The sequence below is a fragment of the Actinokineospora sp. HUAS TT18 genome (assembly GCF_051364635.1).
Taxonomy (GTDB): Bacteria; Actinomycetota; Actinomycetes; order Mycobacteriales; family Pseudonocardiaceae; genus Actinokineospora.
This window is the reverse complement of sequence record NZ_CP195645.1, coordinates 4,543,528-4,565,890: the sequence shown is the minus strand read 5'-3', so window position 1 is coordinate 4,565,890 and position 22,363 is coordinate 4,543,528. Positions and strand designations below refer to the sequence as shown.

Annotated in this window: 23 protein-coding genes; 17 read left to right on the top strand and 6 right to left on the bottom strand. The window is 71.1% G+C overall.

Translation table 11 applies throughout. From position 1 onward, the window contains the following. Window positions 1-11 precede the first annotated feature (11 nt). The 7 genes from ACSHT8_RS20710 to ACSHT8_RS20680 are packed head-to-tail and all read left to right on the top strand — an operon-like array spanning window position 12 to window position 6,891. Window positions 12-1,013 carry an ABC transporter substrate-binding protein gene (locus ACSHT8_RS20710; RefSeq protein ID WP_436492542.1) on the top strand — a complete coding sequence of 334 codons (1,002 nt, stop codon included), beginning with the start codon at window positions 12-14 and terminating at the stop codon, window positions 1,011-1,013. Further along, window positions 1,010-1,882 carry an ABC transporter permease gene (locus ACSHT8_RS20705; RefSeq protein ID WP_436492540.1) on the top strand — a complete coding sequence of 291 codons (873 nt, stop codon included), beginning with the start codon at window positions 1,010-1,012 and terminating at the stop codon, window positions 1,880-1,882. Before ACSHT8_RS20710 ends, ACSHT8_RS20705 begins: the two co-directional genes overlap by 4 nt. Beyond that, on the top strand, window positions 1,870-2,685 hold the full coding sequence (locus ACSHT8_RS20700) for an ABC transporter ATP-binding protein (RefSeq protein WP_436492539.1): 816 nt from the start codon (window positions 1,870-1,872) through the stop codon (window positions 2,683-2,685). The genes ACSHT8_RS20705 and ACSHT8_RS20700 overlap by 13 nt, the downstream gene beginning before the upstream one ends. Next, window positions 2,682-5,543, top strand: coding sequence for a nitrate- and nitrite sensing domain-containing protein (locus ACSHT8_RS20695; protein ID WP_436492538.1), 2,862 nt, complete (start codon window positions 2,682-2,684; stop codon window positions 5,541-5,543). The genes ACSHT8_RS20700 and ACSHT8_RS20695 overlap by 4 nt, the downstream gene beginning before the upstream one ends. Continuing rightward, window positions 5,540-5,971, top strand: coding sequence for a roadblock/LC7 domain-containing protein (locus ACSHT8_RS20690; RefSeq protein ID WP_436492537.1), 432 nt, complete (start codon window positions 5,540-5,542; stop codon window positions 5,969-5,971). Before ACSHT8_RS20695 ends, ACSHT8_RS20690 begins: the two co-directional genes overlap by 4 nt. Before the next feature lie 34 nt (window positions 5,972-6,005). Then, window positions 6,006-6,317: a DUF742 domain-containing protein gene (locus tag ACSHT8_RS20685; protein ID WP_436502120.1), complete on the top strand. Its 312-nt coding sequence runs from the start codon at window positions 6,006-6,008 to the stop codon at window positions 6,315-6,317. Then, the gene (locus ACSHT8_RS20680; RefSeq protein WP_436492536.1) at window positions 6,295-6,891 is read left to right on the top strand and encodes a GTP-binding protein; all 597 of its coding nucleotides are present in this window, start codon (window positions 6,295-6,297) and stop codon (window positions 6,889-6,891) included. Before ACSHT8_RS20685 ends, ACSHT8_RS20680 begins: the two co-directional genes overlap by 23 nt. Window positions 6,892-6,953: 62 nt before the next feature. Here the strand turns inward: ACSHT8_RS20680 and ACSHT8_RS20675 are convergent, their stop codons facing one another. From ACSHT8_RS20675 to ACSHT8_RS20665, 3 genes are all read right to left on the bottom strand, one after another. Continuing rightward, window positions 6,954-7,814, bottom strand: coding sequence for a helix-turn-helix domain-containing protein (locus tag ACSHT8_RS20675; protein WP_436492535.1), 861 nt, complete (start codon window positions 7,812-7,814; stop codon window positions 6,954-6,956). Window positions 7,815-7,887: 73 nt separating this feature from the next. Beyond that, a complete protein-coding gene (locus ACSHT8_RS20670) occupies window positions 7,888-8,760 on the bottom strand; it encodes a 1,4-dihydroxy-2-naphthoate polyprenyltransferase (RefSeq protein ID WP_436492533.1) in 873 nt (290 codons plus the stop codon). Window positions 8,761-8,784: 24 nt separating this feature from the next. Next, window positions 8,785-9,900: an FAD-dependent monooxygenase gene (locus ACSHT8_RS20665; RefSeq protein WP_436492532.1), complete on the bottom strand. Its 1,116-nt coding sequence runs from the start codon at window positions 9,898-9,900 to the stop codon at window positions 8,785-8,787. Window positions 9,901-9,981: 81 nt separating this feature from the next. On the opposite strand from ACSHT8_RS20665, the gene ACSHT8_RS20660 reads away from it, so the two are divergent. Beyond that, window positions 9,982-11,289, top strand: coding sequence for a PLP-dependent aminotransferase family protein (locus tag ACSHT8_RS20660; RefSeq protein WP_436492531.1), 1,308 nt, complete (start codon window positions 9,982-9,984; stop codon window positions 11,287-11,289). Window positions 11,290-11,347: 58 nt separating this feature from the next. Then, window positions 11,348-12,043, top strand: coding sequence for a metallophosphoesterase (locus tag ACSHT8_RS20655; RefSeq protein ID WP_436492530.1), 696 nt, complete (start codon window positions 11,348-11,350; stop codon window positions 12,041-12,043). Here the strand turns inward: ACSHT8_RS20655 and menE are convergent. Next, a complete protein-coding gene (gene menE, locus ACSHT8_RS20650; protein WP_436492529.1) occupies window positions 12,040-13,155 on the bottom strand; it encodes an o-succinylbenzoate--CoA ligase in 1,116 nt (371 codons plus the stop codon). The genes ACSHT8_RS20655 and menE overlap by 4 nt on opposite strands. Window positions 13,156-13,185: 30 nt before the next feature. Between menE and ACSHT8_RS20645 the strand changes: the two genes are divergently transcribed. Then, complete coding sequence (locus ACSHT8_RS20645; RefSeq protein ID WP_436492528.1) at window positions 13,186-14,046, top strand: arylamine N-acetyltransferase family protein; 861 nt, start codon at window positions 13,186-13,188, stop codon at window positions 14,044-14,046. Here the strand turns inward: ACSHT8_RS20645 and ACSHT8_RS20640 are convergent. Further along, window positions 14,040-14,951 carry a 1,4-dihydroxy-2-naphthoyl-CoA synthase gene (locus ACSHT8_RS20640; protein ID WP_436492527.1) on the bottom strand — a complete coding sequence of 304 codons (912 nt, stop codon included), beginning with the start codon at window positions 14,949-14,951 and terminating at the stop codon, window positions 14,040-14,042. The two genes, ACSHT8_RS20645 and ACSHT8_RS20640, sit on opposite strands and share 7 nt — an antisense overlap. 71 nt (window positions 14,952-15,022) lie before the next feature. On the opposite strand from ACSHT8_RS20640, the gene ACSHT8_RS20635 reads away from it, so the two are divergent. After that, a complete protein-coding gene (locus tag ACSHT8_RS20635; RefSeq protein WP_436492525.1) occupies window positions 15,023-16,339 on the top strand; it encodes a hypothetical protein in 1,317 nt (438 codons plus the stop codon). Window positions 16,340-16,397: 58 nt separating this feature from the next. Then, on the top strand, window positions 16,398-18,077 hold the full coding sequence (gene menD, locus ACSHT8_RS20630; RefSeq protein WP_436492523.1) for a 2-succinyl-5-enolpyruvyl-6-hydroxy-3-cyclohexene-1-carboxylic-acid synthase: 1,680 nt from the start codon (window positions 16,398-16,400) through the stop codon (window positions 18,075-18,077). Window positions 18,078-18,081: 4 nt separating this feature from the next. Here menD and ACSHT8_RS20625 read toward each other — a convergent pair whose 3' ends face one another. Beyond that, the gene (locus tag ACSHT8_RS20625; protein ID WP_436492522.1) at window positions 18,082-19,197 is read right to left on the bottom strand and encodes an alpha/beta hydrolase family protein; all 1,116 of its coding nucleotides are present in this window, start codon (window positions 19,195-19,197) and stop codon (window positions 18,082-18,084) included. 97 nt (window positions 19,198-19,294) lie between these two features. Here ACSHT8_RS20625 and ACSHT8_RS20620 point away from each other — a divergent pair, with 97 nt between their 5' ends. From ACSHT8_RS20620 to paaD, 5 genes are read left to right on the top strand one after another with little or no spacing between them, the layout of a single operon-like run. Continuing rightward, complete coding sequence (locus tag ACSHT8_RS20620; RefSeq protein WP_436492521.1) at window positions 19,295-19,750, top strand: DUF3592 domain-containing protein; 456 nt, start codon at window positions 19,295-19,297, stop codon at window positions 19,748-19,750. A 42-nt stretch (window positions 19,751-19,792) separates the two neighbouring features. Beyond that, window positions 19,793-20,716 (top strand): 1,2-phenylacetyl-CoA epoxidase subunit PaaA, encoded by a 924-nt coding sequence (gene paaA, locus ACSHT8_RS20615; RefSeq protein ID WP_436492520.1) that lies wholly within the window; start codon window positions 19,793-19,795, stop codon window positions 20,714-20,716. Beyond that, window positions 20,713-21,000 carry a 1,2-phenylacetyl-CoA epoxidase subunit PaaB gene (gene paaB, locus ACSHT8_RS20610; RefSeq protein ID WP_436492519.1) on the top strand — a complete coding sequence of 96 codons (288 nt, stop codon included), beginning with the start codon at window positions 20,713-20,715 and terminating at the stop codon, window positions 20,998-21,000. The genes paaA and paaB overlap by 4 nt, the downstream gene beginning before the upstream one ends. Continuing rightward, entirely contained in the window at window positions 20,997-21,869 is an 873-nt protein-coding gene (paaC, locus tag ACSHT8_RS20605; RefSeq protein WP_436492518.1) for a 1,2-phenylacetyl-CoA epoxidase subunit PaaC, read from the top strand. Before paaB ends, paaC begins: the two co-directional genes overlap by 4 nt. Beyond that, complete coding sequence (gene paaD, locus ACSHT8_RS20600) at window positions 21,863-22,354, top strand: 1,2-phenylacetyl-CoA epoxidase subunit PaaD (RefSeq protein ID WP_436502119.1); 492 nt, start codon at window positions 21,863-21,865, stop codon at window positions 22,352-22,354. The genes paaC and paaD overlap by 7 nt, the downstream gene beginning before the upstream one ends. The last annotated feature ends 9 nt before the right edge of the window (window positions 22,355-22,363 follow it).

Genomic DNA, 22,363 nt, shown 5'->3' with positions numbered 1-22,363 from the left:
GTACGACAGTGGTGTCTCGCCCGCTTACGAGACTGTTCGCCGCCCTCGCATGTGTTGTCGCGGTCGTCGGTGTCACCTCGGCCTGTTCGTCCAGCACCGCCGAATCCGGGGCCAAGGTCACCCTCGGGTTCAGCGCGTGGCCCGGCTGGTTCCCGTGGCAGGTCGCGCAGGAACAAGGACTGTTCACGAAGAACGGCGTCAACGTCGAGCTGAAGTACTTCGACAGCTACACCGACAGCCTGCAGGCCCTGTCGACCGGCGCGATCGACGCCAACAGCCAGACCCTCAACGACACGCTCGTGTCCGTCAGCGGCGGCGCGCAGCAGAAGATCGTCCTGGTGAACGACAACTCCACGGGAAATGACAAGATCATCGCCGCGGAGGGGATCACCAGCGTCGCGGGTCTGAAGGGCAAGAAGGTGGCAGTCGAACAGGGCACGGTGGACCACTACCTGCTGCTGCTCGCGCTCGCCGAGGCCAAGCTGACCGAGAAGGACATCGAGCTGGTCCCGATGGCCACCGACGCCGCGGCCGCCGCGTTCGCCGCGGGCCAGGTCGACGCCGTCGGCGCGTTCGCGCCGTTCACCAGCACCGCGCTGGAGCGCAAGGGCAGCACCGCGATCGCCAGCTCCGCGGAGTTCCCCGGCGCGATCCCCGACCACCTGGTGTTCAAGGCCGACTTCGTCAAGGACCACCCCAAGGAGGTCCAGGCGCTGGTCACCACCTGGTTCGAGACGGTGAAGTGGATCAAGGACAACAAGGACAAGGCCGTGGACATCATGGCCAAGCGCGGTGGCGTGAGCGCCGACGAGTACAAGTCCTACGACGCGGGCACCACGATCTTCACCCGCCAGCAGAACCTCGACGCCTTCACCCCCGGCACCACCCCGGCCCACCTGAACCACCAGGCCGACAAGATCATCGACTTCATGCTCGAGACCGGCCTCGTCAAGGACCGTCCGAAGATCGACGGCCTGCTCGACGACCAGTTCGTCAAGTCGGTCAAGGAGTGAGTCAGCTGCTTGAGACCGACGCCCACCCCTCCCGGCCCGGCCGGGAGGGGTGGGCGCCGTTGCCGCGCAGGTCCAGGCCCCGGCGCGCGTCGGGGCTGCTCGCGATCCGCACGCCCATCTCGAACCGGTCGACGCTGGCGCTGGGCGTGCTGTCGCTGGCGCTGCCGGTGATCGTGTGGGTCGGGGTGTGGGCGCTGGGCGCGGTGCCGGACAAGTTCCTGCCGTCGCCCGCCTCGGTGCTCGACGCCGGCGTGGAGATGGCCAAGTCGGGCGAGCTGTTCACCGACCTGTGGGCGACCGTGCAGCGGGTGCTGCTCGGGTTCGGCCTCGCGGTGCTGGTCTCGGTGCCGCTTGGCATCGTCATGGGCACGTTCACCGCAGGCCAGGCGCTGTTCGGCCCGGTGATCAGCGTCCTGCGGTACCTCCCCGCGAGCGCGTTCATCCCGCTGCTGATCATCTGGATGGGCATCGGCGAGCCGTCCAAGGTGATGCTGCTGTTCATCGCCACGGTCTTCTTCAACACGCTGATGACCGCCGACGTCGTGCGCCGCGTGCCGCGCGCCATGATCGACGTCTCCTACACGCTCGGCGCCCGCCGCGGCGAGGTGCTGCGCAAGGTGATCGTGCCGCACTCGCTGCCGGGCATGCTGGACTCGATCCGGGTCAACGCCGCCGCGGCGTGGAACTTCGTGGTCGTCGCCGAACTGATCGCCGCCACCGAGGGCCTCGGCTACCGGATCGTGCGCGCCCAGCGGTTCATCCAGACCGACAAGATCTTCGCGGTGCTCATCGTGATCGGAATCGCGGGCGTGACGTTCGACGTCTTGCTCCGCTTGCTGCGAGACAGGGTGGGCCGATGGTCGGTGTGACTCCGCTGGCGGGAACGCTGGATGTGCGCGGGGTGAGCAAGGACTTCCAGGAGCGCGGCCGGAAGGTGCGCGCCCTGGAAGGGGTCGACCTCCGGGTGGAGCCGGGGGAGTTCGTGTGTGTCGTCGGCGCGAGCGGGTCGGGCAAGTCGACGCTGCTGGCGCTGGTCGCCGGGCTGCAGACGCCGACCGAGGGCACGATCACCCTGGACGACCTGCCTGTCGACGGGCCGGGTCCCGACCGCGGGCTGGTCCCGCAGGCCGGAACCCTCTACCCGTGGCGCACCGTCGAGCGCAACGTCGCCTTCGGCCTCGAACTGCTCAAGGTCGACGCCGCCGAGCGTGCCCGCCGCGTCGACTGGTACCTCGCCGAGACCGGCCTGTCCGACCTGCGCACCGCCTTGCCCCGCCAGCTCTCCGGCGGCCAGCAGCAGCGCGTGGCCATCGCGCGGGCGCTGGTCTGCGAACCCGAGGTGCTGCTGCTCGACGAGCCGTTCGGCGCGCTCGACGTGCAGACGAAGGAAGACATGCAGGTGCTCATCCGGCAGGTCTGGCAGGACACCGGCAAGACGGTGCTCATGGTCACCCACGACGTCGAGGAGGCCGTCTTCCTCGGCACCCGCGTCGTCGTCCTCGCGTGCGACCCGGGCAGGGTCGCCGCGGACGTGACCGTCGACCTGCCCGCCGACCGGGACCTGTCGGTCAAGCGCACCCCCGAGTTCCTGGCGATGCGCGCGTCCCTGGAGGACCTGGTCCGGGCCCAGCACAACGCGCACAACGCCCGTGTGACGGCAGGTGACCGATGATCCTCAGCAGGCTGGGCATCCGGGGCAAGCTGAACGTGCTGCTCCTGGTGCCGCTCACCGCGGTGCTCATCGTGGCCGTCCCGTGGGTCATGGGCCAGATCGGCACGGCCACCTCGGCGCGCGCCACCGCCGACGTCGCGGGCCACGCCAAGGACTTCGGCGGGCTGGTGTGGGAGCTGCAGCGGGAACGGCTGCTCACCGCGGCCTACCTCGCCGACCCGGACACCGACAACACCGACCTCGTCCGCCAGCAGCGCACCGTCGACGACGCGGTGACCACCGCGCGCGCGGCGCTGGGCGACGAGGGCTCCGACGAGCTGACCTCGGCGCTGACCCGCATCGGCTCGCTGCGTGAGATCCGGCAGAACGCGCTGCGCCACGGTGTGTCCGCCGACGCCGTCGCCCGCACCTACCACGCCGTCATCGGCGCGGTGATCGACGGACTGCGGCTCGTCCTGCAGACCGCTTCGGACGCCGAGGGCACCAGGCAGCTGACCGTCCTCGACTCGCTGCTGCGGGCCAACGAGGAAGGCGAGCTGCGCGGCATGGCGTTCATCGCCGCCGCGATCGACCCGCGGACCGGCCAGATCCTGGTCGACAACGCCACCGCCCAGTCACGGATGCTGACCGAGCGCTTCGTCGAGCAGGCCGACGCCGACCACGCGGGCCTCGTCGTCGAGGTCGTCCAGGGCGAGGCGGCGCGCAAGGTCGACATGCTGGCGGGCAGGCTGCCGGTCAGCGCGGCCGACCGCGACGACTTCGTCGGCGACGCGCTGGAGGCCGTGCAGGAGCAGTCCCGGCTGCGGCGCGGCGTGCAGGACCAGGTCACCGCCCAGGTCACCCAGGCGGCGGCGGACCGGGCCTCCGGTGCGCAGGCCGCGGCGTGGACCGTCGGTGCCGGTGCCGCGCTGCTGTTCGTCGTCGTCGCCTTCCTCGCCCTGCGGGTCAGCCGCTCCATCGCCGACCCGCTGCGCAGGCTCACCGCGGCGGCGACCACGGTCGCCGACCTCGCCGAGACCGAGCTCGTCCGCGTCACCGACACCGAGGAAGCCGAGGCCCAAGCCCCGCAGCTGGCCGAGATCGAGATCGCCACGAGCGACGAGGTCGGCCAGCTCGCCGCGGCGTTCAACCGCGTGCAGGCCACCGCGTCGATGCTGGTCGAGCGGCAGGCGGTCACCCGGCGCAACGTCGGCCTGATGTTCGCCAACGTCGCCCAGCGCACCCAGAACCTCGTCGGCAGGCAGATGGCCCTGGTCGACGAGCTGGAGCGCGACGAGCAGGACGTGCGCCTGCTGGAGCGGCTCTACCGCCTCGACCACGTGTCCACCCGCCTGCGCCGCAGCGCCGACAACCTGCTGGTCGTGGCGGGTGCGCAGGAGCAGGGCAGGCTGTCGGGGCCGATCCAGCTGTCCATCGCGCTGCGGTCGGCGCTGGCCGAGATCGAGGAGTACCAGCGCGTCGAGCTCGGCCAGATCGCCGACCTCACCCTGGCCGCGCCGATCGGCTCGGACCTGGTGCTGGTGTTCGCCGAGCTGATGGACAACGCGACATCGTTCTCCCCGCCGGGTGCGCAGGTCGAGGTGCACACGTCGTTCACCGAGGACGGGTCGTGCGTGGTCAGCGTCATCGACCACGGCATCGGGATGCCCGCGCAGAAGCTGGCCGAGGAGAACCGCCGACTCGTCGAGCGCGAGCGGCTCGACATCGTCCCGACCACCGTGCTCGGCCTGTTCGTGGTCGGCCGCCTCGCCCGCAGGCACTCGCTGCGGGTGCGGCTGGTGCCCACCGAGGGCGGCGGCATCACCGCGCAGGTGATCATCGTCCCGCAGCTGTTCACCCGGCCGGAGGTCGAGCAGCCCAAGCCGCAGGCCGCCGAGGCGCCGGTGCTGCCGGAGGTCCGCATCCCGGCCGCGACGTCGACCTCCGGGTTCGACTGGTTCCCCGAGTTCGAGGGCGAGGAGCCGGACTGGGCGGCGATGGTGCAGCCGGAGCCGGTGCGCGAACCGGTGCCGACGGTGCCGGAACTGGTCGCCCCGACGGTGTTCACGCCACGGGAGGGCGCGGTGCAGGACAGCCGCCAGGGCCTGCGGCGCCGCGTCGCGGGCGCGCAACTGCCCGGTGGCGTGGAGCCCGAGGTCGTCGCCCCGGCTGCTCCTGCGACCCCCGCTGTTCCCGCCGACCCGGCGCCACGGCGTGACCCGGCGGAGGTCCGGGACTCGCTCGACGCGTTCGGCTCGGCGTTCGCCCGGGCCGCGAGCGCGCCGGACGCGAGCGAGACCACCACGATGTTCCAGCCAGTGACCGACGCCGAGCCGCGCTCGGGCCTGACGCGCCGGGTCGCCGGGGCCCAGATCCCGCCGCGCGCCGAGCCCGCCGCCGAGGCACCCAAGTCCAGGGCGGGCCTCAACCGCCGGGTCGCGGGCGCCCAGCTGCCGGGCGCGGCGACCAACCCCGAGGTGTCGGGCACGCTGCCGCCGATCGAGCCGCCCCGGCACGACCCGCACGCCGCCCGCAAGGCACTCGACGCCTTCGGCACCGCGTTCGCCCGCGCCGCCGCTCCGTCCACAGTGGACTCCGTGGGTGGCGACCTGCGCGACGAGTCGCGCGGCGGCCTCAGCCGCCGCGTACCCGGCGCGCACCTGGCGCCGGGCCTGCGCAAGGCCGGGGTCACCCCGTCGGCGCAGGTGTCGGCGCCGGTGGCCACCGAGCGGCGGGAGCGCGACCCGGAGGCGGAGCGGTCCGCGCTCGACATGTTCACCACCGGATTGGCAAGGGCGGCCAAGGCGAGTTCGCCGGACGCCGCGAAGGACGGAGCCTCACGGCGTGGGGCGAATCCGAGGAGAGAGAGCACACCATGACCAGGCCCGCACCCACGATCAGCGTAGATGCGCAGAACTTCAACTGGCTGGTCAGCAGGTTCACTCAAAACACCGCCGGTGCCATCGGCGCCATCGCCGTGTCCGCCGACGGCCTGCTGATCGCCGTGTCCGCCGACCTGCAGCGGGCCAACGCCGACCGGCTGGCCGCCATCTCGTCGGCCATGCTCGGCCTCGCCAACGGCGTGTCCGACAGCCACCCGCTCGGCGCGCCGGACAAGGTCATCATCGAACTGGAACGCGGCTACCTGCTGGTCTGCACGATCAGCATCGGCTGCTCGCTGGGCGTGCTGGCGACCAAGCAGGCCAGCTTGGGCACCATCGCCTACGAGATGGCGATGTTCGCCAACCGGGCCAGCGCGGTGCTGACGCCGCAACTCATCGAAGAACTCAAGAACAGTGTCGGATAGCGACCCTGACGTCTCGCTGCTGCGCCCGTACCTGATGACGTCAGGGCGCACGAAGCCGGTCGACGACACCCTGGAGATCGAGGCGCAGGTCATGTCCAGCCGCCTCGGCGCCGCGGCCCACGCCGACCTCGCCTTCGAACGCCGCGAGATCATCACGCTCTGCCGCACCACCATGTCCGTCGCGGAGGTCGCCGCCTCCCTCGGATTGCACATCGGCGTCGCACGGGTACTCGTCGCCGACCTAGCGGCGCTTGGATACGTCGAAGTCCGGCGGCCGGGAACCCGGCTCGCGCAGGACCTCAGCATGATTGAAAGGGTCATTCGTGGACTCGAAGCCATTCGCTGAACCCAGCGGGCGGCCGCCCACCCCCGTCAAGATCGTCATAGCGGGCGGCTTCGGCGTCGGCAAGACGACCGCGGTCGCGTCGATCTCGGAGATCTCGCCCCTGACCACGGAAGCGGCCATCACCTCGGTCGGCGCCGAGGTCGACCGGGCGGCCCAGGTTCCCGCGAAGACGACCACGACGGTGGCCATGGACTTCGGCTGCATCACCATCGACGAAGAGGTCAAGCTGTACCTGTTCGGGACTCCCGGACAGGACCGCTTCGGCTTCATGTGGGGGGACCTGGTGCGCGGTGCCCTTGGTGCGCTGGTCATCGTGGACACCCGGCGCATTGACGACTGCTACCCGGCCGTCGACTACTTCGAGAAGGCGGGCCTGCCGTTCGTGGTGGGCGTGAACAAGTTCGACGGCTCGCTGGCGCATGACCCTGCGGACATCCGGTGGGCGCTGGCCGTCGCCGATGACGTCCCGTTGGTCATCTTCGACGCGCGGGACAAGCTTTCGGTCCGGGATGCTCTGCTGGCGGTACTGCGCAACACCTTCGACCGCGCCCGCGCGGCCGCCGCCACCAGCTGACGCCGCTGTCGCCTACTTCGCCATGCGCGGACGAAGTAGGCGACGCTGTTCCAGCGTCGGCTTCACTCGTAGGTTCGGTCGTACTCATCGGCCAACTTGGCGAGCAGCACCCGGGACTCCTCCACATCGAGCGCGACCTCGGTCAGCCGCCGGTTAAGCGACAGGTAGGAGCCGACATACTTCGGGTCCTCCAGGAACCATCCGCCGAAGGGCGCATCCAGGTGCGTCAGGGTCTGGTACCTGGCGAATCCGAATAGCCGGAACGGGCCGCCGAACACCCCGCGATTCCGAGCCGCGATGGGCACTACGCGGATCCTGATGTTCTGGAGGTCTGCCAAGACCATCATGGTCGTCAGCTGCTCAGCCATGACCTGGTGGTCGCCAACCGCCATCCGGAGTGCTCGCTCGTGGATGAAGAAGGTGAACTTTCCCGGCTTCTCGCGGTGCAGGATGTGCTGTCGCGCCAGCCGCGTCTCCACCAGCGCTGAGCGGTCGTCGTCCGCCATGTCCACTCGCGCGAACAGCGCTTCGGCGTAGGGCTTCGTCTGCAACAAGCCGGGAATCAGTTCGGGCTCGTAGCAAACGGACTTGTCCGCGCGGCTCTCGTGGAAGATAACCCGCCGGAGGGGTTCACCCAACAACTCGTCGTGGGCGTCAAGCCAGTAGCCGCGGTAGTCCGCGACCTCCCGGCAAGCTGCGATGATCCCGCGTACATCGTCGGGGCTCGCGCCGCAGGCGGTCACGTACTGGACGGCCTCGGTCTCCGAGGTCGTCCCGCGATACCCGGTCTCGATGCGATGCATATTCGTCAGCGTCTGGCCGATCTTCGCGCCCAGGTCGCGCATGCTCAGGCCGGCGGCCAAACGGTGCTGCCGCAGCAGTTCGCCCAGTTCGCGCGTGCTTGCCCGGCTTCTAGCTCCCATGTGCCCACAATAAGCAACAAACAGGCGCCTGGCCTGCTGGAAACCGGAGATCCACTCTGTTGCGCAGCTGTTCCTAGCTGTGGAACAACCCCAGCGCCAGTGCCGTCACGACTGCCCACAGCAGCATCCCCAGGCCCGTCGACTGCAGCACCGGAATCAACCCCGGCCCCGTCTCCTTGCCCACAACCCGCTTCACCGCAGGAACCACCGGCGCCGCAGCCACCAAACCCACCAACGCCCAAGGTGTCGACAAAGCCAGCATCACCGTAACCAGGAACGGCACCGCGACGAGGCTCACGAAGAGCACCCGTGTCCGCTCCTCACCCAGCCGCACCGCGAGAGTCAGCTTCCCCGCGACCCGATCCGTAGGCACGTCCCGCAAGTTGTTGGCCACCAGAACCGAAGCCGAGAAACACCCCATAGCCACCGCGCACAGCGCCCCCTGCCAAGTGACGGTGCCCGCCTGCACGTACTGCGTCCCGAGCACCGCCACCAAGCCGAAGAACAAGAACACCGCGATCTCGCCGAACCCCGAGTACCCGTAAGGCGAAGACCCGCCCGTGTAGAACCAAGCCCCCGCGATACAAGCCGCCCCAACCGCCAGCAGCCACCACTGTCCACTAGCGACAACCAGCGCCAGCCCGGCGACAGCCCCCACGAAGAAGCACACAAAAGCGGCCAACCGGACGGACGAAGGCGTCGCCACCCCCGATCCGACCAGTCGCAGCGGACCCACCCGGTGGTCGTCCGTGCCGCGGATGCCGTCGGAATAGTCGTTGGCGTAGTTCACCCCGACCTGCAGCGACAGCGCCACCACCAGCGCGAGCAGCGCCTTCCACCACGAGAACGCGCCCATCGCCGCGCCCGAGCCGACCAGGACCGGGGCGATCGAGTTCGGCAGCGTGCGCACCCGCGCGCCCTGGACCCACTCCGCGACTGTTGCCATGGACCTATCTTGGTCGATGGCCCACTACCGCCGCGTGCCGTAGTCCTTCAGTGTGATGCCCGACGCGGCGGCGGCCATGGACTCGGGGCTGGGCGGGCCGCCGGGGTTGGCGGTGGCGAGGGCCTGGTTCTGGGTGACGTACTCGCGCAGTTCCGCTTCGTACGCGGCGAACGCGGTCGCCGGGTCCGCCTTGGCCAGCTCGCCCGCCAGGACGTACGCGCCGACGATCGCGACGCTCGTGCCCTGGCCGGACAGCGGTGCCGGGCAGTAGCCCGCGTCGCCGACAAGACCGACGCGGCCCTTGGACCAGCGGTCCATCTTGATCTGGCTCATCGCGTCGAAGTAGAAGTCGTCCGCCGCCCACATGGCCTTGACGATCTGCGGGGTCTCCCATCCGGCGTCGCCGACGCGGGACTCGACGATCCGCTTCTGCGCGTCCAGGTCGCGGTAGTCGAAGTCCAGCACGTCGGACTCGAAGCCGAGCATGCCGCGGGTGACCTTGCCGCCGCAGGCGTTGTAGACCATCGCCATGAGGTTGTCGCCGTGCAGCATGGTCTGCCAGTTCTCGAGGCCGAGGTGGTTGTCCATGGTGAAGATCGCCAGGTAGACGCCCAGGTGGCTGCGGAACTGGGCCTCGTCGCCGAAGGCCAGCTTGCGCACCCGTGAGTGCAGGCCGTCCGCGCCGATGACCAGGTCGTACCGGCGCGGCGGGGCGTTCTCGAAGGTGACGAGCACGCCGTCGGGGTCCTGCTCCAGCGCGGTGATCGTGTCGTTGAACAGGTACTTCGTGTTGCCCGTGAGCCCGTTGAGGATGGTCACCAGGTCGTCGCGCATGATCTCGACGTCGGGGCTGTCGATCGCGCCGCCGGTGAGGGTCTCCTCGGTGGTGGACATGAGCTCGTTGCCGTCGCGGTCGACCACGGTCATCCCGCGCATCCCGGTCTTGGCCGCGCGGATCTCGTCGAGCACCCCCATGCGCGCCACCACGTCGAGCGCGGCGCCGCGGATGTCGACGGCCTGGCCGCCGAGTCGGGGCTCCGGGGCGCGCTCGACGATCGTGGTCTTGAAGCCGTGGCGGTCCAGCCAGTAGGCGAGCGTGGCGCCCGCGATGCTGCTGCCGGAGATGAGAACTGTTGGCATGGCAGGAATCCCCCTCTGTGTATGTCGTACGCAGTAACCATACACGACCCTCGGCGATCTTCGTCAAATTAATCTGGACCGATGTGGCGCCCGACCGACCTGAACCCTGCCGACGGCACCAAGGCGCGTCAGGTCGCCGAGTCGGTACGGCGGGCGATCAGCGCGGGCAAGCTCTCGGTTGGCACGCGGCTGCCGTCCGAACGCGACTTGGCGGCCCGGCTGGGCGTCAGCCGAGTGACCGTCGTTCGCGCGCTCGACCTGCTGCGGGCCGACGACGTGATCGAGACCGGCCACGGCTCGGGCAGCGTCGTGCGCCCCGCCGACCGGCTGCTCGACCCGGTCGGCCCGGTCCGCGCGCAAGGGCCGGTGGTCGACCTGCGCTCCGCCACCGCGGCCGCGCCGCAGGAGGTCGCCGTCGCCGCCGCGGAGATCCTCGACCAGCGCTTTCGCGCCGCGATGGCCACGGACGGTCCGCCGGTGGGCGGGTCATGGGAACTCCGCGAGGCCCTCGCGGCCCACCTGACCGCCCGTGGCACCCCGACTCGCCCCGGCAACCTCACGATCACCGTCGGCGCGACCGCCGCGCTCGACCTCGCGCTCACCGCGCTCAACCCCGCGCCCGGCCGCGCGCTCACCGAGACCCCGACCTACCCGGCCGCGCTGGCTGTCCTGCGTGGACACCGGCTCGACCCGGTCGGCTGGCCCGTCGACTGGGACCTCGACCAGGCCGCCCACCTGCTGCGCCGCACCCGGCTGTCGGCGGTCTACCTGCAGGTCGACAACCACAGCCCCACCGGCCGCACCATGCCCGCCGACCGCCGCGCCCCGCTGGTCGACCTGGTCCGCGGCGTCCCCCTCATCGCCGACGAGGCGCTGCGGCCGCTCGGCTTCGGCCCTCAGCCGCCGCCGCTGAGCGCGCGTCCCGGGGTGATCGGTGTCGGATCGCTGTCCAAGACGATCTGGGGCGGCCTGCTCATCGGCTGGATCCGCGCACCTCAGGCGCTGACCAAGGTGATCCAGGCGTCGCCCCGCGCCATGCTGATGCGACCGAGTTCCGCCGACGAGTTGCTGGCCCTCGCCCTGCTCGACCGGTTCGACACCATCGTCGAGCGCCGCCGCAGGCTGCTGCGCACCAACCTGGCCGCCCTCGAGTCCGCGCTGGCGGGCCTGCCGGTGTCATGGGAGTCGCCGAGCGGCGGCATGGTCCTGTGGCTCCGCGTCGGCGACAGCCGGGCCGTCACCACCGCGGCCGCCCGCCGCGGCCTGCTGCTCAGCCCCGGCGACCTCTCCACCCCCGACGGCGGCGACCGCCACCACATCCGGTTCCCGTACACCTCGACCCCGGCCGAACTCCGCGCCGCCGTCGCCGTCCTCGCCGAGCTCCTGTAAGTCCACTCGTCGCCAAGTGGACTGGCACCGCCGGATGTCGCGGGGTGACGATGGCGCCATGATCGTGCTCGCCCACCTCAGCGACCCGCACTTCGACCTCGGCCCCCGCGCCCGCGACCGGGCGGCGGCGGTGATGGCGTACGTCAACGGCCTCACCGGACTGACCGCCGTGGTCGTCACCGGCGACATCGCCGACCACGGCACCCCAGCGGAGTACCGCGAGGCCGCCGACGTCCTCCGCGGCCCGCACCCGATGCTGTTCACCACCGGCAACCACGACTCCCGCGACCCGTTCACCGCGCTGGCCCCGCTCAACCAGGTCCACCGCTTCCCGGGCTGCGCCGTCGTCACCTGCGACTCCTCGATCCCCGGCGCCGACCCAGGTCGCCTCGACGAACTGGCCTGGCTCGACAGCGCCCTGGCCGAGTTGGACGAGCCCACGTTCGTCGCCTTCCACCACCCGCCCGCCCCGCTCGGCCACCCGTACATCGACGGCATCGGCCTTGGTGAGCCGGACGCGCTCGCGGCCGTGCTGGCGAAGCACCCGCACGTGGTCGCGGTCCTCTGTGGACACGCCCACACGGGCGCGGCGACCACGTTCGCCGGTCGCCCGCTCCTGGTCGCCCCGGGCATCGTGTCGACCGTGCGGATGCCGTTCGAACCCGGCGACGTGGTCAACCTCGACGCGCCACCGGCCATCGCCCTCCACGTCCTCGACGGCGGCAGGCTCGTCACGCACTTCCGCGCGGTCTAGGGGAAGAGCCGCTCCACCGCTCGCCGGTCGACCTTCCCCGGCCCGGTCAGCGGCAGCTCGTCCACCACCACAACCACCTTCGGCACCGCCGCGTTCCCCAGTTCCGCCCGCACGGCCGTGCGCAGCGACTCCACGTCGGCCCACCCGTCCGACCCGACCGCAACCGCCGCCGCGACCTTCTGTCCCCACTCCGCGTCCGGCAGCCCCAGCACGCACGCGTCGGTCACGCACGGCTGGGCGATGAGCACCTTCTCCACCGCCGCCGCCGCGATCTTCACCCCACCGGTGTTGATCACGTCGTCCAGCCGCCCCGACACCCGCAGGACCCCGTCGGTGAACGTCCCGAGGTCCGAGGTCCGGAACCAGCCATCCACAAAGGACTCCGCGGTCGCCGCCGGGTCCAGCCGGTAGCCGTGTGCCAGCATCGGCCCGCGCAGCGAGATCACGCCGTCGTCGACGCGCACGTCCACCCCGGAGAGCGGCACGCCGTCGTACACACAGCCGCCCGCCGTCTCCGACATCCCATACGTGGTCACGATCCGCGCCCCGGACCGCGCCACGATCTCCGGCGACACCGCCGCCCCGCCGATCAGCACCGCGTCGAACGAGCGCAGCGCGGCCAGCGCGTCGCCGCCGTCGTTCACGATCCGGGTCAGCTGCGTCGGCACCAACGCGGTGTAGACCGGCCCGATCGAGCCCAGCGCGTCCGACGCGGCCTCGGTGAACGCGCGCGGGCGGAAGCCATTCGCCTGCAGCACAACAGGTTCGGTGCCCGCGAGGATCGAGCGGACCAGTACCTGGATCCCCGCGATGTGGTAGGCGGGCATCGCCAGCAGCCACACCCCGGGACCGCCGAGCCGCTCGTGCGTCGCCTCCGCCGACGCCCGCAGCGCCGAAGCCGACAGCAGCACCCCTCTAGGGGTTCCGGTCGACCCGGACGTCCGCACGATCAGCGCCGTGTCCGGCTCCACCGGCTCGGCGGGACGCAGGTCGTCGGCCGTCTGATCAGGACCGATCGGCAGCACCGCCGGACCGGACCCGTCGAGCGCCGCGCGCATGGCCCGGATCAGCTCCGGGACCGTGTCCGTATCGAGAACTCGCAGGCGGTGCATGTTCCCAGTGTCCACCACTAGCCTCTGGCAATGGCGAAAACCTGGGGGCGTCAGGTGAACGAACCGCTGCGCGACGCGTACTTGGCGCGTCTGGGCTGGCGTTCGGTGCCGCCGCCCACGCTGGAGACCCTGAACGCTCTGCACCGCGCCCAAGTCGAGCGCGTTCCCTATGAGACGGTCTGGATCGCACTCGGCGAATCCCGCACGATCGACCCGCTGGACTCGGTCCGCTACCTGCTCCGCGGGCGCGGCGGCTACTGCTACCACCTCAACGGCGCCCTCGGCACTCTGCTCGACTGGCTCGGCTTCGACGTGCACTGGCGCGTCGGCGGCGTCCAGGGCACCGCGGAGGACGCGCGCGGCGCCACCGGCAACCACCTCGTCCTGGAAGTCCACGACGGCGACGACCGCCGGCTCGTCGACACCGGCCTCGGCGACGGCCTGCACGAGCCGGTTCCGCTCGTCGAGAGCGCGTTCACCCAGGGGCCGTACGACTTCGCGCTGCGGCCGTCGGAGACCGGCTGGCGGTTCGACCACGACCCGGACGGGTCGTTCCTGGGCATGGACTTCGCCCCGGAGCAGGCCGAGGTCGAGGACTTCACCGCCGAGCACGAGCGGCTGTCGACCTCGCCCGAGTCCGGCTTCGTCCGGGTCGTCACCGCGTCCCGCCGCGACGCCGACAGCGTCACCGAGCTGCGCGGCCGCGTGCTGAAGCACACCGACAAGTCCGGGGCCGTCAAGACCGAGATCGACACCCGGGCCGACTACTTCCAGCTGCTCGCCGACACGTTCCGGCTGCCGCTGCCCGACGTCACCGCCGAGCGCAGGGACGCCTTGTGGACGCGGGTGACCGCCGACCACGAGGCGTACCTGGCCGCGCGCGCTCAGTAGTAGTACGGGTACCGGGACCAGTCGGGGTCGCGCTTCTCCAGGAACGAGTCGCGGCCCTCGACTGCCTCGTCGGTCATGTAGGCCAACCGGGTGGTTTCGCCCGCGAAAAGCTGCTGGCCGACGAGCCCGTCGTCGATCAGGTTGAACGCGTACTTGAGCATCCGCTGCGCCGTCGGCGACTTGCCGTTGATCTCCCGCGCCCACTCCAGCGCGGTCGCCTCCAGCTCGGCGTGCGGGACGGCCTGGTTGACCGCGCCCATCTTGACCATGTCCTCGGCGGAGTAGGTGCGGCCGAGGAAGAAGATCTCGCGGGCGAACTTCTGGCCGACCTGCCTGGCCAGATAGGCCGAGCCGAAGCCGCCGTCGAAGCTGCCCACGTCGGCGTCGGTCTGCTTGAACCGGGCGTGCTCGGCGCTGGCCAGGGTCAGGTCGCACGTCACGTGCAGGCTGTGCCCGCCGCCCGCGGCCCAGCCGGGGACCACGGCGATGACGACCTTCGGCATGAACCGGATCAGCCGCTGCACCTCGAGGATGTGCAGGCGGCCCGCACGCGCCGGGTCGACGGTCTCCGCGGTCTCGCCGCTGGCGTACTGGTAGCCCGTGCGGCCGCGAATGCGCTGGTCACCGCCGCTGCAGAAGGCCCAGCCGCTGTCCTTGGCCGACGGCCCGTTGCCGGTGATCAGCACACAGCCGACGTCGGAGGTCATCCGCGCGTGGTCGAGCGCGCGATACAGCTCGTCGACGGTGTGCGGGCGGAAGGCGTTGCGGACCTCGGGCCGGTCGAACGCGATCCGCACGGCGCCGGTGTCCACAGCGCGGTGATACGTGATGTCGGTGAAGTCGAACCCCTCGACCTCGCGCCACTGCGCCGGGTCGAACAACTCGGATACGTCGCGGTCAGCCACATGCCGAGCATGCCGGCGGAGCTGTGGACAGCCGTTCGCGGGGTTGGGGGTCGGCGTGTAAAGCTGGGCTGGTGCACGACCTGGACTCGGCGCTCGAGGTGATTCGCAGGCGGGACGACACCGCCGCGAAACACGCGCACGCCCTCTGGCAGGTGATGCGCGCGACGGCGGCCCACCCGACCAAGGTCACCCGCTACGAGGTGCAGCAGATGGTGTGGGGCACCCTCCCGCTTGCCGCCCGCCGCCGCGACGGCGCCGACGCCTTCGCCGACGTGCACGACACATGCGCCGCCTTCGCCGAGCTGCTCGACCTGCTCGGCCACACCGCCTACGCCGACCTGTGCCGCGACGAGACCACCAGGGCCATCCTCGACGCCGACGAGACGACGTACCGCACGCTGGTCGAACGAGCGTGGCGCGATTCGGGCGTGCAACCGCCCAACCCGCCCACGCTGACCTGGTCAGACCGCGGCGGAGACGTCGAACAAGCCTTGCGCGCCGCCGCCGGACGGATGCTGGAGGAGGCCATCGACGCGGGCACCCTGCGCGCCGACGGCACCGACGAGCCCGAACGGGTCGAGCTGGTCATGCGCCTGCTGATGAGCCCCGAGACCGAGGGCAACGACACCTGGTTCGGCAAGCTCCTCGACGAACGCCTCGACCTGTGGACCCGCGGCCGCGGCAGCCAGACCCGGCGCGAGCTGCTGGTCCGCCTGCGCCCAGAGGTCCGTCGTCCTCCCGAGGCGGCAGGCCACGACCTCCCCGCCCTGGAGAGCCTCCTCGACGCCTGCCGAGCCCGCGGCGCCCGCCTCACCGACCACGGCTACCTGCCCACCGACCTGGTCGCCGACCTCGCCGCGATCATGCCCGCCTGCCGCGAGAACCCGTCGACCGGCCGCGGCGAGACCCGCTGGCCCCCCGTCCGCCTCCTGCGCGAACTGGCGGTCGACATGGGCCTGGTGGAGCAGGTCGGTCGCCGCCTGTGCCTGACCGATCGCGGCGCCACCGTGGTCGACGACCCGGACGCCCTCCTGATGGCGGTGGGCGAGGCGATCGTCGCCCTGGACCGCCCCGCGCTGGCCGTCATCCAGGAAGTCACCTTCGCCGCACTGCTCCTGGAAGACCGAATGTCCCCAGACCGAATCTTCGCCAAGATCACCCACGTCCTGGACGAAGAACAATGGACAGATCCCGCAGGCGCCCCCCTTGGCGCCGCCCACGCGGAAAAGGTCGGCTCCTGGTTCCTACGCCGCCTCCGAACCCTCGACGCCCTCGACGCCGACTGGACCGCGAGACGCGTGGGCCTGACCGACGCAGGCATCTCCATCGCACGATGGGCACTGCGCACCAGGGTCCTGTTCCCCCAGGCCACGGTGGCGCTGCCATGACATCGAAGAAGGAACGGCACCACCCAAACAGGCACCCACACAGGCAAGAGCAGACAACGTGAACCCCTCCACAGCGATGGCCACCGTCATCGTCGACGAGCTGATCCGCAACGACATCCACCACGCCGTCCTCTGCCCAGGCTCCCGCGACGCCGCCCTCCTGCTAGCCCTGCACCAAGCCGAAGACAGAATCACCCTCCACGTCCGCATAGACGAACGATCAGCGGCGTTCCTCGCCCTCGGCCTAGCCCGAGCCACCGGCCGCCCAGCAGCCCTCGTCTGCACCTCAGGCACCGCGGTAGCGAACCTGCACCCCGCGGTCCTCGAAGCCCACCACTCCGGCGTAGGCATCCTGCTGATCACCGCGGACCGCCCCCCAGAGCTCCACGGCACCGGCGCCAACCAGACCATCGACCAGCGCAACATCTTCGGCAGCTCCGCGGTCGCCGTCGACTTCCCCGTAGCCGAGGCCCGCGCCGGCCTCAACCCCGTCTGGCGCGGCCTCGTCTGCCGAGGCGTCGCCCGAGCCGAGACCGGTCGCCCAGTCCAGCTCAACATCCCCTTTCGCGAGCCCCTGGTCCCGACGGACGCGGCCCCTTGGCCCGACAGCCTCGAAGGCCGCCCGGACGGCGCCCGCTGGACCACGTCCTCCGCGGCCCGAACCGTTCCAGGCAACCGAGTCGACTTCCCCCTGCCCGCCCGCTCGCTGATGGTCGTCGGCAGCGGCGACCGCGCCCGCGCCGAGTCCGCCGCGGGCGTCGCGGCCAAGGTCGGCTGGCCCGTCATCGCCGAACCGGTCGGCGCGGCGGCCGCGGTCGTCAGCGGCGCCCACGTCCTCCGCCGTGGCCCCCTGCTCCTCGGCGGCGGCGCGCTGCCCGAGCACCTGCGCCCCGACGCCGTGATCGTCGTCGGCAGGCCCACCCTGTCCCGCGGGGTCCGCGGCCTCATGGACCGCGTCCCGGTCTACGGCATCGGCGACCATCCACAGTGGACCGACCCGCAGTACGTCGCCACCCACGTCCGCGGCTGGCTCGACGAGGACGACCTCGCCCACGTCACCGACCACGACCCGACTTGGCTCGCAGGCTGGCGCGCGGCGGAAGAAGCCGCCGCCGACGCCGTCGACGCGGTCCTCGACCAGCGCGAATGGCCCACCGGCCCGCGCGTGGCCCGCGACCTGGTCGCCGCCCTCCCCAGCGGCGCGACGCTGTTCCTCGGCTCGTCCAACCCGGTCCGCGACGTCGACATCGCCGCCGACCCCCGCGCCGACCTGACCATCCACGCCAACCGCGGCGTCGCGGGCATCGACGGCAACATCTCCACCGCCGCGGGCATCGCCATCGGCTCGGGCACACCGACGTACGCCCTGGTCGGCGACCTGACGTTCCTGCACGACCTCAACGCCCTGCTCATCGGCCCCGCCGAACAACGCCCCAACCTGACCGCCGTAGTCCTGAACGACGACGGCGGCGGCATCTTCTCCCTGCTGGAACAGGGTGCCCCCGAACACGCACCCAGCTTCGAACGCGTCTTCGGCACCCCCCACGGCGCCGACCTGGCCAACCTGTGCGCAGGCTTCCACGTCCCGCACACCCTCGCCGCCACCCCGACGGAGTTCAAGAACGCCTTGGCCCCCGCCCCCGGCCTACGGGTCATCGAGGTCCGCGCCACCCGCACCACCCTCCGCGCCGCCCACGCCGAACTCCGCGCCGCGGTCGCGACCGCCATCGGCACCTAGGTGTTCACTCCACGAACCGGACCTGCGGGAAGCAAGGCGAGTTTCCCTCGAACATGCGCCGGTCACGCCCCTTGAGGTGCAGGTCGAAGTACCCCGCCAAGTACTCATGCTGCGCAGCCAGCGACTCCGCCGGGTCGATGGTCCCGACCAGCGCCGCCCGCCGCTCCGGAGAGATCAGTCCGCCGAGCTGTGGAACCGCGAATTGCAGGTCAGTGAAGCTGTAGTGGGAGCCGCCGTCGAAGTACAGCTCCCGCTCCCACCCACGCTGGTTCGCCCGGAACTCCGCCCACGTCGGGTCCGTGAGCTGCGAGTGCTCCCCAGCCCCGACCAGCATGAACGGCCGATCCAAACCGCCCACCACCTCGCCAGGCAGCCCCGGCCCGTGCCCCATCGTCCCGTCCAAATTCACTCCAGCGTCGATCCGCCGGTCATGGACCATCGACTCGCCCGCCGTGTAGCCGCCGTAGGAGTGCCCGGCCATCCCGACCCGCGACAGGTCGAACCCGCGCTTGCCCAATTCCGTCAGGACAAAGCTCGTGTCGGCCACCCGAGCATCAATCGCCGTCTTGCGCGCGGCCGGGTCACCCTGGTCCATGACGGAGTACTCGACCCGCCCGGGGAACTCCACCGCCGCGGCCTCGAACGTGTGCGACATCGACACCACGACGTACCCGCGGCTCGCCAGGTCGTCGGCCAGGCCCGCGTGCATCTCGCGCAGCGAGCCCAGGCCGTGGGAGAACAGCACGACGGGCCAGCGGCCGGGCCCGCGGTCGGCCTCCCGCGCGTGCCGCCGGGTGGCCTTCCAGTCGACCGAGCCGGGCGGCACCCCGAGCAGGTCGACGCCGATCGTGTCGACCGCGGCGGCGATGCCCGGGCTCATCCAGGGCGCCCGCTGTCCACCGTGTGCCGCCGGGTAGCTGACGCTGACCATCAGTTCCCGGCGCCGGTCGGGCTTCCACGGGTCGGCCCGCGTGGCATCGACCAGGTGCAGTTCGGCGGCGCCGACCGGATACGGGCCGGTCAGCGGGGGCATGGTCACCCGCGCGGCGCTCTGGGCGTGCGCGGGAGCCGCGGTGACGATGGTGGCCGCGAGCGCGGCCACGACTGCGAATCTCTTCATGCGCCCATGCAACAAGCGGGCACCCGAAGCGCACGTCAGCCTCCGGGCTGAGCCGAAGATCCATCCGCGGACTGAGGCGGCCCAGTACGCTCGTCGGGTGAACCTGAGCCTGCGGACCCGCCGGATCGTCGCGATCGCGCTGTTAGGGCTGGCGGTCCTGGTGACCCTGCTCGGGCTGCTGCTGATGATCGCCGCGGGCACCGAGGACGCCGCGATCGAGGGGCACACCGGCCGGGCCGACGCCGACGTGGTCAGTGTCACCGCGGGCCGCACCCTGGTCCGCTTCCACACCCCCGACGGCGCCGAGCACCTGCCCAGTGTCGGCGTCCTCTACCCCGACCAGCTGGAAGAAGGCCAGGTCGTGCGGGTCGAGTACGACACCCGCAACCCCGACCTCGTCCGCGTCCAGGGTCGCGGCGCGACGCTGACGATCCTGCCCGTCCTCACGACGCTGCTGGCCGTGTGGGCCGTCGTCGGGGCGTTCGTCTGGTGGCTGCGCAAGCCCGGCCCGCTGCACCTGCGCAAGCTGCGACCGCGCAGGATCGCGGTGTAACACCTCTCTGCAAATTCGACGTGCAGGTGTAACATCCAGGGTGTGGACCTGGAACGCGAGTTCGAACGCGTCGTCGCCGCCGACCATCGGATCGAGCCGCGCGACTGGATGCCCGACGGCTACCGCCGCACCCTCATCCGGCAGATCGCCCAGCACGCGCACTCCGAGATCATCGGCATGCAGCCCGAGGGCAACTGGATCAGCCGCGCCCCCAGTCTGCGCCGCAAGGCGATCCTGCTGGCCAAGGTGCAGGACGAGGCCGGGCACGGCCTCTACCTCTACGCCGCCACCGAGACACTCGGCGCCGACCGTGAGGACCTCACCACCAAGCTCATCGAGGGCAAGCAGAAGTACTCCTCGATCTTCAACTACCCCACGCTGACCTTCGCCGACGTCGGCGTCATCGGCTGGCTGGTCGACGGCGCCGCCATCTGCAACCAGGTCCCGCTGTGCCGCACGTCCTACGGGCCGTACGCGCGCGCGATGATCCGGGTCTGCAAGGAAGAGTCGTTCCACCAGCGCCAGGGCTACGAGCTGCTGATGACCATGATGCGCGGCACCGACGCGCAGAAGGCGATGGTCCAGGACGCGGTCAACCGCTGGTGGTGGCCCGCGCTGATGATGTTCGGGCCGTCGGACGCCGAGTCGTCCAACACCGAGCAGTCGATGGTCTGGCGCATCAAGCGGCACACCAACGACGAGCTGCGCCAGCGGTTCGTCGACATGTCGGTGCCGCAGGCCGAGATGCTCGGCGTCACCTTCCCCGACCCGGAGATCAAGTGGAACGCCGAGCGCGGCCACCACGACTTCGGCGAGATCGACTGGGACGAGTTCTGGCAGGTCGTCAAGGGCAACGGTCCGTGCAACGCCGAGCGCATCGAGAACCGGCGCAAGGCGCACGAGGACGGCGCGTGGGTCCGCGAGGCGGCAGCCGCCTACGCGGCGAAGAAGGAGCAGGTGGCATGACCAGGTCTTCGTGGCCCCTCTACGAGGTCTTCGTGCGCGGCAAGCGCGGCCTCAACCACGTCCACGTCGGCTCGCTGCACGCGCCGGACGACGAGATGGCCGTGCGCAACGCGCGCGACCTCTACACCCGCCGCAACGAGGGCGTGAGCATCTGGGTGGTGCGCGCCGACGCGATCACCGCGTCGAGCCCGGACGAGAAGGACCCGTTCTTCGCCCCCAGCGGCGACAAGGTCTATCGGCACCCGACGTTCTACGACATTCCCGAGGATGTGCCGCACCTGTGAGCTTCGACAACGCCTATGAGTCTTTGATCGAGGGCGGCGAGGAGAAGCACTGGGCCTTCGGCACCGGCTTCACCGACGCCCTCGCCGGGGTCGACCGCGAGTTCCCGGACGTCGACCGCGACGACCTCGCCGCCTACTGCCTCATGCTCGGCGACGACGCGCTCGTCTACGCCCAGCGCCTCGCCGAGTGGTGCTCGCGCGCGCCGGAGCTGGAGGAGGACGTCGCGCTCGCCAACATCGCGCTCGACCTGCTCGGCCAGGCCCGCATGCTGCTGTCCCGCGCGGGCGAGATCCAGGGCACCGACGAGGACACCCTGGCCTACCTGCGCGACGCGACCGAGTTCCGCAACGTCCGGCTCGCCGAGATCGACTGCGGCCCCGGCCCCGGCGGCGACTTCGCCACCACCATCGCCCGCCTGCTCGTCTTCTCGACGTGGCGCCTGGCCCTGCTCGACGCGCTGCGCGGCTCGGCCGACCCGGTGCTCGCCGCGGTCGCCGCGAAGGGCGTCAAGGAGGTCGCCTACCACCGCGACCACGCCGCCCAGTGGACGCTGCGGCTCGCGGGCGGCACGGAGTACTCGCGTGAGCGGATGATCGCGGGCCTGGCCAAGGTGTGGCCGCTGTACGACGAGCTGTTCACCCCGCACCCGATCGAGTCCCGGCTGGCCGGTGTCGCGGTCGACCCGGCCGCGCTCCGGTCCGAAGTGGACAGCGTGCTGGACACTGTGTTCCACGCCGCGGGCCTGACCAGGCCGGACGTCGCGCAGGCGGCGGGCACCGGTCGCGACGGCGTACACACCGAGGAACTGGGCCCGCTGCTGGCCGAGATGCAGCAGGTCGCGCGGGCGCTGCCGGGAGCGGTCTGGTGACCGCCCGGCAGGTCGCCGAGCAGGTGCTCGACCCTGAGCTCCCGGTGCTGACCCTGGCCGACCTCGGCGTGCTGCGCGAGGTCCGCGAGGACGGCGACCGGGTGGTCGTGACGATCACGCCCACCTACTCCGGCTGCCCCGCGCTCGACGAGATGCGGGCCGATCTGCACCGCAAGCTGGCCGAGGCGGGCTACGCCAAGGTCGAGATCCGCACCGCGCTGCACCCGGCGTGGACCACCGACTGGATCAGCGAGGACGGCCTGCGCAAGCTCGCCGACCACGGCATCGCCCCACCGCAGCGCCTCGGCCCGCGCGCCGTCGGCCCGATCCCGCTCAACCTCGCCCCTCCGGTCCGCCGGGTGTCTTGCCCGCGCTGCGGATCCCTGCGCACGACCGAGCTGTCGCGCTTCGGCTCCACCGCGTGCAAGGCGCTGCGCCGCTGCGAGGACTGCCGCGAACCCTTTGAACAAGTCAAGGAGATCTAGTGACGGCCG